Raw genomic sequence first — 13,365 nt, 5'->3', positions numbered from 1 at the left:
AGCCAAGGGTTCCCGTCGCCGATCCGGCTGGCTACGCGACGGCTCTCCGACCCCGTCCCTACCGGTACGGCCGTTGCGCACAGCAGCGCGGCGGACCCAGAAGAATGGGCGTTCGCATGACAACCGACACAAGTCTCATCTTGTGCGACCTCTCACCTTTCCGGCATTCCACTAGGACGCGGAAGATCGCGGTGACGGCCGCGCCCCACCTGCCCGGCCCCACCCGGGCGATCACGCTCGCCAAGGTTGGCCGCAACGGCGCGGCCGACGATGCCGGGCTATCTCGGATCGACGGCATCGAGGTGGAGCAGCTTCCGGTGGGCCGCATCGACCAGAGACGCAGGCTTACCGCCTCGATCCGCAACCTGATCACCGTCTACCTCCCCGCCCTGTGGCACCTGCGCAAGCGGGTCCTCGCCACCCGGGCCAGGACTGTATTCGTAGGGCACATCGCGTTGTTTTGGATTGGCCTGGCGCACCGTCGACGTTGGGGCAGTCAGGTGATCCTGAACGGAAGGGAACGTCCGGGCGGTATCCGCACCCGGGGCTCGCTCGCCACCTGGTTCTCGCGGATGGAACCCGCCCTGCTCAGGCTCGTAGCGCGACGCGCCCCCGTGACTGTGGTGGCGGTTTGCGAGAGTCACGCGGCACAGTTCCGCAGGCTTGGCCTCGACGATGTGCTCGTCGTTCGCAATGTACCGCTAGCCGCGTTCGCGCCGGATTTCGTACCCCCGCCACCGGGACCAGACCTGATTGTCGCCTGCGTCGGCACCCTCTACCCCGGACGTGGTATCGAGGCCCTCATCGATGCCACCGTCACCGCCCGGACCGCCGGGGCTCCGATTCGGCTGGAGGTCACGGGCCCGGCGAGCCAGCAGTATCGGGCGAGTCTGCTGGACCGGATCCGCGCCGCGGACGCCGAAGCCTACGTGTCGCTACTCGGGCCATGCCCGTCCACCGAGGTAGCCGCACGGATCCAGCGCGCCCACGTCGCCACCGCGCTCTACGAGGCGGTAGACCTTGCCAACGACTCGCTATCCAACAAACTCTTCGAGGGCGTGGTCGCCGGCCGCCCCGTCATCGCCGGAGATCTGGCGGAGAACCAGGCACTGATCCGGCGGTTCGCGGTCGGCTGGTCGGTTCCGGCCGAAACCACAGCGCTCAGCGGGCTACTGCGCGAACTCGCGTCGGACCTGCCCGGCGTTCGGGCGATGGCAGAGCACTGCTACCGGACCGGCCGGTCGGAGTTTGTATGGGAGGCGGAAACCTCAATGCTGCAGAAGCGCCTCCTGGACGCCGCCCGCGCCCAGTCGACCTCGCCGTTAACCTCGATCCCGTCCCCGGGGGCCTAAATGAGCACCAACATCCCGTTTCAGGTCGTGCACGTCACGGGTGCCCGGCCCAACTTCCCCAAGGCGGCGCCGGTCGTGCGGGCGCTCGACGACCGCAGCGTTCGGCAGCGCCTAATACACACCGGACAGCACTATGACGAGCGCATGTCAAACGTCTTCTTCCGCCAACTCGGCCTGCCGGAGCCCGACGAGAATCTCGCGGTCGGCTCGGGCAGCCACGCCAGCCAGACTGGCGAGATCATGGTGCGGCTCGAGCGGCTCTTGATGGTGTCGCGTCCGAGCCTGATCGTTGTTTACGGTGACGTGAATAGCACCCTGGCCGCCACCCTGGTTGCCACGAAGCTCGACATTCCGGTGGCTCACGTGGAGGCGGGCCTGCGGAGCTTCAACCGGTCAATGCCGGAGGAGATCAATCGGTTGGTCACAGACCGGCTGTCGCAGCTGTTGTTCGCCACGAGTCCGGACGCGCTGGTCCACCTCGGCAACGAAGGACTGGACCCGAGCAAGGTCCACTTCGTCGGGAACCCGATGATCGACACGCTGCTCGCCAACCTGCACCTGTTCGACGTCCCGCTCATTCGTCGGCAATTAGCCCTCCCCCAGCGGTACGGAGTCGCGACCTTGCACCGGCCAGCGAACGTCGACGATCCCGGTGATGCTGCGGAACTCTCCAAGGCCCTGCACACGGTGGCCGACCAACTCCCCATCGTGCTGCCGCTACATCCTCGTGGCCGCGAGCGTCTGGCCACCGCAGGTCTTTTTCGTCACCCACAGATCCGCGTTATCGAGCCGCAGGGCTACGTGGAGTTCCTGAGCCTGGTGCGCGGTGCTCAAGTCGTGATCACCGATTCCGGCGGCGTGCAGGAGGAGACGACAGTCCTGGGCGTGCCGTGCCTGACCCTACGCGCCGAGACCGAACGTCCCGTGACTATCACGCACGGCACGAATCGTCTGGTGAATCGGGAAGATCTGGCGGAGGCGGTCAAGGCACTGCTGGAGGTGCAACGCCCCGCGGCCGGCTGGCCCACACCGCCACTCTGGGACGGGCGGGCCGGCATCCGGATAGCCGACGTGATCGCTCAGTTCGTCGGCGCGGGCTGAGGGCGGGCACGCTGGCGGCAGACAAGGCAGATAGCTGATCAGCGTATTGACATATTTGCGGTTCCGCCGGAAGGCTCGCGCCGACAACCCTTTCACCATTAGGGGGCAGGATGAGGCGCACACGGCTGGCGATCGCCGGCGTGTTCACTCTGGTCGGTGCGCTGGTGCTTACCGCACCGGCGAGTGCACGACCACCGTCCGATCCGGGCGGTCGCGACGGCCGAGACGGCCTGGAGGTGTACGTCGGCACTGTCGATCCCGCGCAGCTGCACACGTTGCGGGAGGCAGGTGTCGACATCGGGCACGGTGCGACGCCCGACCAAGCCGGCAAGACGGAGATCGAGACGGTGCTCAGCCGGGGGCAGGCCGACCGGCTGGCCCGCAAGGGCGTCGATCTGGAGGTCAAGAAGGTCCGCGGCAAGGATGCCTCGCAGGTGCTGCGGGAGCAGGCCGCGGCGGGCTGGCGGGCCTTCCGGTCGTACAGCGAGCCGGGCGGCATCCGCGACGAGATCACCGCGACGGCGGCCCGTTATCCGAAGCTGACCAAGGTGCAGAGCATCGGTCGGTCGGCCCAGGGTAAGCCGATCCTCGCGATCAAGGTGACCAGGGACGCGAAGAAGATCAAGGACGGCAAGCGGCCGGCGGTGCTGTACGGCGGTACCCAGCACGCCCGGGAGTGGATCACGCCGGAGATGACCCGTCGGCTGATGCACCACGTGCTGACCGGGTACGGCTCGGATCGGGAGATCACCCGGTTGGTGGACACCACCGAGCTGTGGTTCATCCCGGTGCTCAACCCGGACGGCTACGACCACACCTTCACCCCCGGTAACCGGCTGTGGCGCAAGAACCTGCGCGACAACAACGGCGACGGCGAGATTACCGGGGCCGACGGCGTCGACCTGAACCGTAACTTCAGCTACAAGTGGGGCTACGACAACGAGGGGTCGTCGCCGGACCCGGCCAGTGACACCTACCGGGGGCCGGGTCCGAACTCGGAGCCGGAGACGAAGGCGCTGGACGCGTTGTTCAAGCGGCTCAGGTTCGAGTTCTTCGTCAACTACCACTCCGCCGCGCAGTTGCTGCTGTACGGCGTCGGCTGGCAGGTCGCCACGCCTACCCCGGACGACGTGATCTACGAGACGCTTGTCGGCGACGACGCCAATCCCGCGGTGCCCGGCTACGACCCGGACATCTCCGCCGAGCTTTACACCACAAACGGCGACACGGACAGCCACGCGACGGTGCGCTACGGCACGCTGGGCTTCACCCCGGAGATGTCCACCTGCCAGGCGGCGGCCGAGTCGGACCCGGACGACCAGTGGCTGCCGGAGGACTGCGTCAGCGGCTTCATCTTCCCCGACGACGAGAAGTTGATCGCCGCCGAGGTGGCCAAGAACATTCCGTTCGCGCTGTCGGTGGCGAAGTCGGCCCACCAGCCGGACGATCCGGTCTCGGTGGTCGGCCGCAGCACCCCGGACTTCTTGGTGGACGCCTTCGACGTGTCGTACGGCCGGACCCAGCAGGTCGCCGCGATCACCCGGCGCTCGTTGAAGAACGTCAAGCTGAACTGGTCGATCAACGGGGGCCGGACGAAGTCCACCCGGGTCCGTGAGTGGCGCGGCGGTGAACGCTACGGCGACACCCACAACGACTACTTCGCCGAACTGCGCGGCAAGGTCACCGGTGCCCGACCCGGCGACCGGGTGCGGGTCTGGTTCACCGCTACCAGACCGGGCCGGGGCAAGGTCAGCAGCGAGCGCTTCACCTACCGGGTGCACGACGACATCGGTGGGGACGTGCTGGTGCTGGCCGTGGAGGACGTCACAGGTGTCAGTCCCGCCCAGGACACCACCACCGCGAAGTACGCCGACGAGGTCGCCGCGTCGCTGAAGGCCGCCGGGCGCAGCAGCGACGTGTACGACTTCGACGCGATGGGGCGTGCCGCCCCGCACCACCTGGGTGTGCTGTCGCACTACGACGCGGTGGTCTGGGAGACCGGCGACGACATCATCCTGCGCGAGCCGGGTCAGGTGCCGGGCACGGTGGCGAAGGCGGCGGTGGACACCGAGCTGTCCGTCCGGGACTACCTCAACGAGGGCGGCAAGCTGCTGATCAGCGGCAAGTACGCGCTCTACGCCCAGGCGGCCAACGGTTCGTACGGCTACCTGCCGGACGCCCCGCCGGAGTGCACCGACGCCGCCGATCCGAGCTGCCTGCCGCTGCTCAACGACTTCCAGCAGTACTGGCTGGGGGCGTACAACTATGTCAGTGACGGCGGCACCTCACCCGACGGGCAGCCGTACCCGGTCCGGGGTGACGACGGGGCGTTCGCCGGCTTCACTGGAACGCTCAACGCCGATGGCTCGGCCGGCAACCAGGATCACACCGCCTCGTTCCTGACCACGTCGAGTTTCCTGCCGCCGGCACAGTTCCCGCAGTTCACCAGCTCCGCCCCGGTGGGTTGGGGGCGCCCGGGCGGGGCGCCGTTCGATCCGCGTACCGGCGAGTGGTACCTGTTCAGCGGGCAGTCCGACGAGTCGTACAAGCGGCTGACCCGGACGGTGGACCTGACCGGGGCGAGCAGCGCTGAGCTGCGCTTCTACACCTCGTTCGACATCGAGACGAACTGGGACTTCATGTTCGTCGAGGCGCGTGCGGTCGGCACCGACGACTGGACCACGCTGCCGGACGCCGGGGGCCTGACCACCCAGGAGACCGGCGACAGCTGCGCCTCCGGCTGGGTGGCTCAACTGCACCCGTTCCTCGCCCACTACCAGGGCGCGGACTGTTCGCCGACCGGCAGCACCGGCCAGTGGCACGCGGCGACCGGCACCTCCAACGGCTGGAAGGAGTTCGTGGCCGACCTGTCCGGGTACGCGGGCGGGCAGGTGGAGGTCTCCATCAGCTACGCCAGCGACTGGGCCACCCAGGGTCTCGGTCTGTTCATCGACGACACCCGGGTCGTGGTGGACGGGGCCACCGTCGCCGAGACGTCGTTCGAGACGGACCTCGGTGGCTGGACGGTGGCCGGTCCGCCGGAGGGGTCCGCCCCGACGGCCAACGACTGGTCGCGCAGCCAGCAGGCGTTCGAGGAGGGTTCGACGGTGGTCACCCGGGACACCGTCTACCTGGGCTTCGGGCTGGAGGGGTTGGCGCCGGCGGCCCGCGACGAGTTGGTCGCCCGGTCGCTGAACCATCTGACGGGCCGACCGCGCCGGTAGCGGCGGTCTAGGGCGCGCCGGCGGTCGGGACACCGCCGGCGCGCCTTGCCGCGTACCGGCATGAAAGGCGCTCCGACTGTGGTGAGCTGTGGGTATGGACCGCATCCGGCTCGGGCTGGTGCTGCACCCCACCCGGGACGTGTCCCCGGTGGTGGACACCATCGCCGCCTGGGCCGCGCGGCACGAGGTGGCCCTGACGGTACGCGAGCAGGACCGGCAGCGGGTGCCCGAGTCCGTCCGCCCGGTACCGGAGGACCACCTCCCCGCCGGGGCGGACGTGCTGGTCAGCATCGGCGGGGACGGCACGATGCTGGGGGCGCTGCGGGCGGCCGTACCCGATCCCAAGCCGGTGCTCGGCGTACACCTGGGCAAGTTGGGGTTTCTGGTGGAGGTGGAGCCGCCGGAGCTGCCGGCGGCGCTGGACCGGCTGCTGGCCGGTGAGTACACCGTCGAGTCGCACAGCTGCCTGGCCTGCGACGTGTGCGGCGACGACGTGGTCGCGTTCAACGACATCGCGCTGATCCGCCACCCCGGGCAGGGTTTCGTCAGCGCGACCCTGGCGGTGAACGGGCAGCAGTACGGCTACTACCGCTGTGACGCGCTGGTCGTGAGCACCCCCAGCGGGTCGACCGCCTACAGTTACGCCGCTGGCGGGCCGCTGATCTCTCCCGCGACGCGTGCCGTGGTGGTCACCCCCAGCGCGCCGATGTCCGGCATCTCGCGATCGGTGGTGCTCTCCCCCGACGAACGGGTCCGGCTGGAACTGCGGCCCGGGTCCGCGCCGGTCGCGATCGAGGTGGACGGCCAGGTCATCCGGGACGGTTCGACCTCCGGTGCGGTGGACATCGGCTACCGCGCCGACGCGGGCCTGGTGGTCCGCCTCGACCCGGCCCGCTACCAGGAACGCAGCCAGCTCAAGCTGAGCCTGCTCGACCTGCCGCTGCTGCCCGAGCAGCTTCGCGAACTGCTCCCCGAGAACCTGCGTCGTCAGCTGGGCCGCCGCGAGATGCCACCGCCGCGTTGATCCGGCGCCGCGGCGGCTGACTTTCCACCCTTACATCGATAGACTTCACTTAATCCGCAACCGGTGTCGGTGGCCGTCCCAATCGGGCCCCCCTGTCGCGACCTTCCCGCCCGACCCACCACCGCGCCGGATCAGTCTGGAAGGAGGCACATGATCCGCGCACTGCTGCGGGCGGCGACCGTCCTCGCCGCCGCGCTTCTCGCCACCACCGTCATGGCCGGCAGCGCAGCCGCCGTCCCGATCTCCCAGCGTTTCTCCGTCCCCTCCGGAGACAACTGCACCTATGGCTACACCGAAGGCGTCCTGGAGTGGCGTTCCACCGCGCCAACCAAGGCCGTGCGGCTGACCGGAGTCGTCGTTGACCGGCCCAGCGCCAACGAGCCGATCTTCTGCCGCGACGACCGTCGTTACACAATCGCCAGCTACGTCGCGTACGCGGGCGAACGTCCGATCGACCGAGCAGCGCAGCGGGTGGACAACGGAGTGCTGCGGTTCGACTTCGTTCTCGACTCCGACGCCTGGGCGGTGGGCATCGACCGCGTGGTGATCCAGGTCTGCCGGACGTCGCTCGACCGGCCCAGCACCGTGCCGGACTACTGCGGTCGGGAGTACACCTTCCGCCCCACGTCGATCGGCCCCAACGGCTCGTGACAGGGCAGCCGGGTGTGGTCACCCACGGTCACCACACCCGGCACCGCGGCTTGGGCACCGCCCGACCCGGCGGGAGCGGTGGCCGACCGGACGGCGAGGGCCGGTCGCTCGTCCGCGTTTCCGCGACGGCTTCAGGCGCTGCCGAGGACGTCGGTGACCAGGGCCTGGGCCTCCTGTTGGAGACGGGCCAGGTGGTCGGGGCCCTGGAAGGACTCGGCGTAGATCTTGTAGACGTCCTCGGTGCCGGACGGGCGGGCGGCGAACCAGCCCGACTCGGTGGTCACCTTCAGGCCGCCGATCGGGGCCCCGTTGCCGGGGGCGGTGGTAAGCGTGGCGGTGATCGGTTCGCCGGCCAGTTCGGTGGCGCGTACCTGCTCCGGGGAGAGCTTGCCGAGCACGGCCTTCTGCTCCCGGGTGGCGGGTGCGTCGATGCGGGCGTACGCGGGTGCGCCGAACCGGTCGGCCAACTCGGCCCAGTGCTCGCTCGGGGTCCGCCCGGTGCTGCCGATGATCTCGGCGGCGAGCAGGCAGAGCAGGATGCCGTCCTTGTCGGTGGTCCAGGTGCCGCCGTCGCGGCGCAGGAAGGACGCGCCGGCGCTCTCCTCGCCGCCGAAACCTACCGCGCCGTCGAGCAGTCCGGGCACGAACCACTTGAAACCGACCGGCACCTCCAGCAGCGGGCGGCCGAGGTCGGCGGCGACGCGGTCGATCATGGATGAGGAGACCAGGGTCTTGCCGACCGCCGCGTCCGGGCCCCAGTTCCCACGGGTACGGAACAGGTGAGCGATGGCGACGGCGAGGTAGTGGTTGGGGTTCATCAGCCCGGCGTCGGGGGTGACGATGCCGTGCCGGTCGGCGTCAGCGTCGTTTCCGGTGGCCACCTGGTAGTCGGCGCGCCTGGCGATCAGCGAGGCCATCGCGTTCGGCGACGAGCAGTCCATCCGGATCTTGCCGTCGCCGTCGAGGGTCATGAACCGCCAGGTCGGGTCGACGGTCGGGTTGACCACTGTCAGGTCGAGCCGGTGCCGGTCGGCGATCTCGCCCCAGTAGTCGACGCTGGCGCCGCCGAGCGGGTCGGCGCCGATGCGGACCCCGGCGGCGCGGATCGCGTCCAGGTCGAGCACCGCCGGCAGGTCGTCGACGTACGCGGCGAGGAAGTCGTACGTGTCGGTGGTGTCGGCGGCGCGGGCCCGCGCGTACGGGATGCGGCGCACCTCCTTGAGCCCGGCGGCGAGGATCGCGTTCGCGCGGTCCTGGATCCACTTCGTGACGTCGGAGTCGGCCGGGCCGCCGTGGGTCGGGTTGTACTTGAATCCGCCGTCGTCCGGTGGGTTGTGCGACGGGGTGATCACGATGCCGTCGGCGAGGCCGGCGGTGCGGCCTCGGTTGTGGGTCAGGATGGCGTGCGACACGGCCGGGGTGGGGGTGTAGCCGTCGCGGCTGTCCAGCAACACTGTGACGTCGTTGGCCGCGAGCACCTCCAGGGCGTCGACGGCCGCCGGGGTGGACAGCGCGTGGGTGTCCCGGCCGAGGAAGAGCGGGCCGTCGACGCCCTGCTCGCGGCGGTAGTCGCAGAGCGCCTGGGTGACGGCGAGGATGTGGTCGGAGTTGAAGGCGTTGCGCAGGCTCGACCCGCGGTGCCCCGAGGTGCCGAAGGAGACCTGCTGCGCCGGGTCGGCCGGGTCGGGATGCTCGGCGTAGTAGGCGGTCACCAGCCGTGGTACGTCGACCAGGTCGGCGGGCTCGGCGGGCTGGCCGGCACGGGGATGAGCGCTCACGGTTCTACCTTCTGTCCTTTGCCGATGACCACGATGCCGTTGTCGGAGACCGTGTAGCGCTGCCGGTCCCGTTCCAGGTCCACGCCGATCTCGGCGCCCTCGGGCACCTGGACGTTCTTGTCGAGGATGGCCCGGCGGACCACCGCGTGCCGGCCGATCTCGACACCCTCCATGAGCACCGAGCCGTCCACGTGGGCCCAGGAGTGGACCTTCACCTTGGGCGAGACGATCGAGTTCTCCACCAGGGAGCCGGAGATCACCGCGCCGGGCGAGACCATCGAGGCGACCGCCCGGCCGACCCGCTCCCCCCACTGGTGCACGAACTTGGCCGGCGGATACGGCGGCTGCTCGGTGTAGATCGGCCAGTCGAAGTTGTAGAGGTTGAACACCGGGTGGACGTTGATCAGATCCATGTGGGCGTCGTAGAACGAGTCGAGGGTTCCGACGTCGCGCCAGTAGCCGCGGTCCCGGTCGGTGCTGCCGGGCACCTCGTTGTCGCGGAAGTCGTAGACGTTCGCCTCGCCGCGCTCGACGAGCATCGGGATGATGCTGCCGCCCATGTCGTGCTTGCTGGTCTTGTCGTCGGCGTCGCGTTCGACCGCGTCGATGAGCGCCCGGGTGGTGAAGACGTAGTTGCCCATCGAGGCGTAGATCTCGTCGGGCGCGTCGGGCAGGCCGACGGCGTCGGTGGGCTTCTCCCGGAAGGCCCGGATCCGTCGACCGTCCTCGCCGACCTCGATGACGCCGAACTGGTCGGCCGTCGACAGCGGCTGCCGGATGCCGGCGACGGTCACCCCGGCGCCGGAGGCGATGTGGTCCTCCACCATCTGCCGGGGGTCCATCCGGTAGATGTGGTCGGCGCCGAAGACGATCACGTAGTCGGGCTGCTCGTCGTAGATCAGGTTGAAGCTCTGGTAGATCGCGTCGGCCGAGCCGGCGAACCACCAGGGGCCACGGCGCTGCTGCGCGGGCACCGGCGTGACGTAGTTGCCGAGCAGCGTCGACATCCGCCACGTCTTGGTGATGTGTCGGTCGAGGGAGTGGGATTTGTACTGGGTCAACACGACGATCTTCAGATAGCCGGCGTTGGCCAGGTTGGAGAGGACGAAGTCGACCATGCGGTACATCCCGCCGAACGGGACGGCCGGCTTGGCCCGGTCCGTGGTCAGCGGCATCAGGCGCTTGCCCTCTCCGCCGGCCAGGACGATCGCGAGCACCTTGGCAGCCATGAACAGACGCTATCCATACCGGTGCCGGTTCACCACTCGTACGGGACAGTTCCGCGGCCGGGTGCGACGCCGGATTCTGCACTAGGGTGCCGGGCATGACGGACTCCGCACGGCTGCGAGTGGACCTGCTGACCCGGGAGTACCCGCCGGAGGTCTACGGCGGTGCCGGGGTGCACGTCGAGTATCTGGCCCGGGAGCTGCGCCGGATCACCGACGTGCGGGTGCACTGCTTCGGCGCGCCGCGTACCGAGCCAGGAGTTCGGGCGTACGCCGAGCCGGCGGCCCTGACCGGCGCGAACGCCGCGCTGCGCACGATGGGCGTGGATCTGGAGATGGCCGCCGGGTGTGCCGGCACCGACGTGGTGCACAGCCACACCTGGTACGCGAACCTGGCCGGGCACACCGCGAAGCTGCTGTACGGGGTGCCGCACGTGGCGACCGCGCACAGCCTGGAGCCGCTGCGACCGTGGAAGGCCGAGCAGCTCGGCGGTGGCTACGCGCTCTCCTCGTGGTGTGAGCGCACGGCGTACGAGGCGGCCGACGCGATCGTGGCGGTAAGCGCGGGGATGCGCCGGGACGTGCTGGCCGCGTATCCGTCGGTGGATCCGGACCGGGTGCACGTGATCTACAACGGCATCGACACCGCGCAGTACGCCCCGGATCCGGGCACGGACGTGCTGACGCGCCTCGGCATCGACCCGGCCCTGCCCAGCGTGGTCTACGTCGGGCGGATCACCCGGCAGAAGGGTCTGCCGCACCTGCTGCGCGCCGCCCGCGAGCTGCCGGCGGACACCCAGTTGGTGCTGCTGGCCGGGGCACCGGACACCCCGGAGATCGCCGCCGAGGTGAAGGGCCTGGTCGCCGAACTACGGGCGAGCCGCTCCGGGGTGGTCTGGGTGGCCGAGATGCTGCCCAAGTCCGAGGTGATCCAGGTGCTCACCCACGCCACCATCTTCGTCTGCCCGTCGGTGTACGAGCCGATGGGCATCGTCAACCTGGAGGCGATGGCCTGCGAGACGGCGGTGGTGGCCACCGCCACCGGCGGCATCCCCGAGGTGGTCGCCGACGGCGAGACCGGCCTGCTGGTCCCGATCGAGCAGGCGGGCCTCGACGGCGCGCCCGTCGACCCGGCGCGCTTCGAGGCCGACCTGGCGGCCCGCCTGAACGAGTTGCTGGCCGCGCCCGAACGCGCCGCCACGCTCGGCCGGGCCGGGCGGCGACGCGCCGTCGAACACTTCTCCTGGGACGCCATCGCCGCCCACACCCTCGACCTCTACCGCTCCCTGCGCGGGTAAGGAAGGAAGGGTTACTTCTCCCGTCCTTACTGCTCGCCGCGCAACAGCGCCATCAGGGCGTCGGTGGGCATCTGCGCGGTGGAGGTCGCGCCGCCACGGCCACGCATGTGCCGCACCAGGCGCAGACCCCGACTCTCACAGCTGCGCCCGCCAGCCGACCGACGCAATCTTGGAAAGTTTCCGTTAGCGAAGAACGGAAACTTTCCAAGATTGCGTAGGCGCTGCATGGCGAGAGCGAGGATTCGGGCGAGCATGCCGGCTCAGGTCGCGTGCAGGCTGGCGGCGAGACGGGTCAGGTCGGCCGGGGCGGCGGTGGACCGGGCCACGAACGCCACCAGGTTCCGCGCCGCCGGCCGGTCACGCACCTCGCCGCGAGCGGCGCGTTCGGCCTCCAGCAGCGCCCGCCCGGCCCGGGACATCTCACCGATCCCCGCGTACGCGCGCGCGACGTCGAGCAGGTACGCGGCCCGGTGCTCTTGCGGCAGCCACCGCCAGCCTGGGCTGGCCAGCAGTCGTTCGTGGCGTACCGTCGCCGTTGGAAGGTCTCCCCTCGCGGCCTCGACGAGCACACGGGCCGTCTGCACTGCCGCGGCGCCGAATCCTTCACCGCCGAAGCTCCCCTGGTCGGCCAGTTCGACGGCTTGGTCGACCAGCCCTCGGGCGCTGTGTTCGTCGGCCCGGTCGGCGGCGGCCAGGGCGGCCTGAATCAGGAGCGTCCCGCGCAGCGACTCCACGCTGGCCGGAGGCTGGGTGCCGGGTCGGGGTCCGAGGCGGTGGGCGGCGACGACGGCGGCCCGCACGGCGGCTCCGTTTCGGCCGCAGCAGCGCAGGGCCTGACACAGCGGTACGGTGGCGACGGCGGTCAGCTGCGGATCCTCCGAGGCCAGGGCGACGGCCATTGCCCGGTCGGCGGTCAACCACGCCAACTCGCCCTGGTCCACCTTGACCATGGTCAACGCGATCAGGCCATAGACCGGCACCAGTAGCATGTCGGTGAGCCGGCCGATGCGGGCGGCCCGCACGGCGTCGAGCAGACCGGGCAGCACGGTGAGCAGCGCCGGATAATGCGCATGCCGGTAGCTCTGCTTCGCGTGTTCGAGACCGGCCCGTAACTGCGCGACGTCGGGCGGTCGGGGCGGGGCCGGCACGTGATACCGGGCCAGCGCGGCCCGGATCCGCTCCACACCGGCGTCAGCCTGTCCCGGCCTCACGGGTCGTTCGGCAAGGAGGACCTGCACGTCGATCCGAAGGGCGTCGGCGATTTCCCGGAGGTTCGACACCCGTTCCAGCCGACGTGCCCCACGCTCGATCTTGTCGACCCAGCTCTTGGACTTGCCGAGCCGGTCGGCGAACTGCTGCTGCGTCATGTTGCGCCGTACCCGCCACTGCGCGACCCGCCGCCCCACCGGCACCTCATTGACCGCGCGACGCTCACGCATCTGTTCCTCCTTAAGGTCAGGGCGGGGCAGCACGGGACCACCCCGCCCACCACGAAGCACTCCGCTGCTGACGAGAGAACCTCTGGCGACCCAAACTTAGCGCACACTGTATACACAGTCAACACTGCACGCACAGGATGCAGGGTCGGCGTGGCATGCTCGACGCGCTGACGAGAGGCCGTTGCCATGCCCAGACAACCTGTGTACGAGCAGATCATCGCCGACGTGATCGCGTCGATACGGTCCGGCGCGCTCCAGCCCGGAGCCAAGCT

The 13,365-nt window shown here is 69.8% G+C and carries 9 protein-coding genes; 6 read left to right on the top strand and 3 right to left on the bottom strand.

Going from position 1 to position 13,365, the window contains the following annotated elements; genetic code table 11:
* The first annotated feature begins 116 nt into the window (after positions 1-116).
* The 5 genes from Vse01_RS13090 (at position 117) to Vse01_RS13070 (ending at position 7,352) form a co-directional block, all read left to right on the top strand.
* Positions 117-1,352, top strand: a complete 1,236-nt coding sequence (locus Vse01_RS13090) for a glycosyltransferase (protein WP_204019246.1) — start codon at positions 117-119, stop codon at positions 1,350-1,352.
* Positions 1,353-2,453, top strand: a complete 1,101-nt coding sequence (gene wecB, locus Vse01_RS13085) for a non-hydrolyzing UDP-N-acetylglucosamine 2-epimerase (RefSeq protein WP_093404749.1) — start codon at positions 1,353-1,355, stop codon at positions 2,451-2,453.
* 110 nt (positions 2,454-2,563) lie between these two features.
* Positions 2,564-5,677: a M14 family metallopeptidase gene (locus Vse01_RS13080; protein ID WP_093404751.1), complete on the top strand. Its 3,114-nt coding sequence runs from the start codon at positions 2,564-2,566 to the stop codon at positions 5,675-5,677.
* A 94-nt stretch (positions 5,678-5,771) separates the two neighbouring features.
* A complete protein-coding gene (locus Vse01_RS13075; protein ID WP_093404754.1) occupies positions 5,772-6,701 on the top strand; it encodes an NAD(+)/NADH kinase in 930 nt (309 codons plus the stop codon).
* Positions 6,702-6,851: 150 nt separating this feature from the next.
* Positions 6,852-7,352 carry a hypothetical protein gene (locus Vse01_RS13070; protein ID WP_093404756.1) on the top strand — a complete coding sequence of 167 codons (501 nt, stop codon included), beginning with the start codon at positions 6,852-6,854 and terminating at the stop codon, positions 7,350-7,352.
* Between the two features lie 131 nt (positions 7,353-7,483).
* Here the strand turns inward: Vse01_RS13070 and pgm are convergent, their stop codons facing one another.
* Together pgm and glgC are read right to left on the bottom strand one after the other, a co-directional pair.
* On the bottom strand, positions 7,484-9,130 hold the full coding sequence (gene pgm / locus Vse01_RS13065) for a phosphoglucomutase (alpha-D-glucose-1,6-bisphosphate-dependent) (RefSeq protein ID WP_093404759.1): 1,647 nt from the start codon (positions 9,128-9,130) through the stop codon (positions 7,484-7,486).
* Positions 9,127-10,359 carry a glucose-1-phosphate adenylyltransferase gene (glgC, locus tag Vse01_RS13060; protein WP_093404761.1) on the bottom strand — a complete coding sequence of 411 codons (1,233 nt, stop codon included), beginning with the start codon at positions 10,357-10,359 and terminating at the stop codon, positions 9,127-9,129. Before glgC ends, pgm begins: the two co-directional genes overlap by 4 nt.
* 95 nt (positions 10,360-10,454) lie before the next feature.
* On the opposite strand from glgC, the gene glgA reads away from it, so the two are divergent.
* Positions 10,455-11,654 (top strand): glycogen synthase, encoded by a 1,200-nt coding sequence (glgA, locus tag Vse01_RS13055; RefSeq protein ID WP_093404764.1) that lies wholly within the window; start codon positions 10,455-10,457, stop codon positions 11,652-11,654.
* A gap of 260 nt (positions 11,655-11,914) precedes the next feature.
* Here glgA and Vse01_RS13050 read toward each other — a convergent pair whose 3' ends face one another.
* Positions 11,915-13,093: a helix-turn-helix domain-containing protein gene (locus Vse01_RS13050; protein ID WP_093404766.1), complete on the bottom strand. Its 1,179-nt coding sequence runs from the start codon at positions 13,091-13,093 to the stop codon at positions 11,915-11,917.
* Positions 13,094-13,365: the final 272 nt, after the last annotated feature.

It is taken from the genome of Micromonospora sediminimaris (assembly GCF_016863575.1).
Taxonomy (GTDB): Bacteria; Actinomycetota; Actinomycetes; order Mycobacteriales; family Micromonosporaceae; genus Micromonospora; species Micromonospora sediminimaris.
This window is presented reverse-complemented; position numbering and strand designations above follow the sequence as displayed.

Coding starts and splice junctions, on each gene's coding strand:
- wecB (WP_093404749.1), top strand. CDS start 1,353: ATGAGCACCAACATCCCGTTTCAGGTCGTGCACGTCACGGGTGCCCGG.
- glgC (WP_093404761.1), bottom strand. CDS start 10,359: ATGGCTGCCAAGGTGCTCGCGATCGTCCTGGCCGGCGGAGAGGGCAAG.
- Vse01_RS13070 (WP_093404756.1), top strand. CDS start 6,852: ATGATCCGCGCACTGCTGCGGGCGGCGACCGTCCTCGCCGCCGCGCTT.
- Vse01_RS13080 (WP_093404751.1), top strand. CDS start 2,564: ATGAGGCGCACACGGCTGGCGATCGCCGGCGTGTTCACTCTGGTCGGT.
- Vse01_RS13050 (WP_093404766.1), bottom strand. CDS start 13,093: ATGCGTGAGCGTCGCGCGGTCAATGAGGTGCCGGTGGGGCGGCGGGTC.
- Vse01_RS13075 (WP_093404754.1), top strand. CDS start 5,772: ATGGACCGCATCCGGCTCGGGCTGGTGCTGCACCCCACCCGGGACGTG.
- glgA (WP_093404764.1), top strand. CDS start 10,455: ATGACGGACTCCGCACGGCTGCGAGTGGACCTGCTGACCCGGGAGTAC.
- Vse01_RS13090 (WP_204019246.1), top strand. CDS start 117: ATGACAACCGACACAAGTCTCATCTTGTGCGACCTCTCACCTTTCCGG.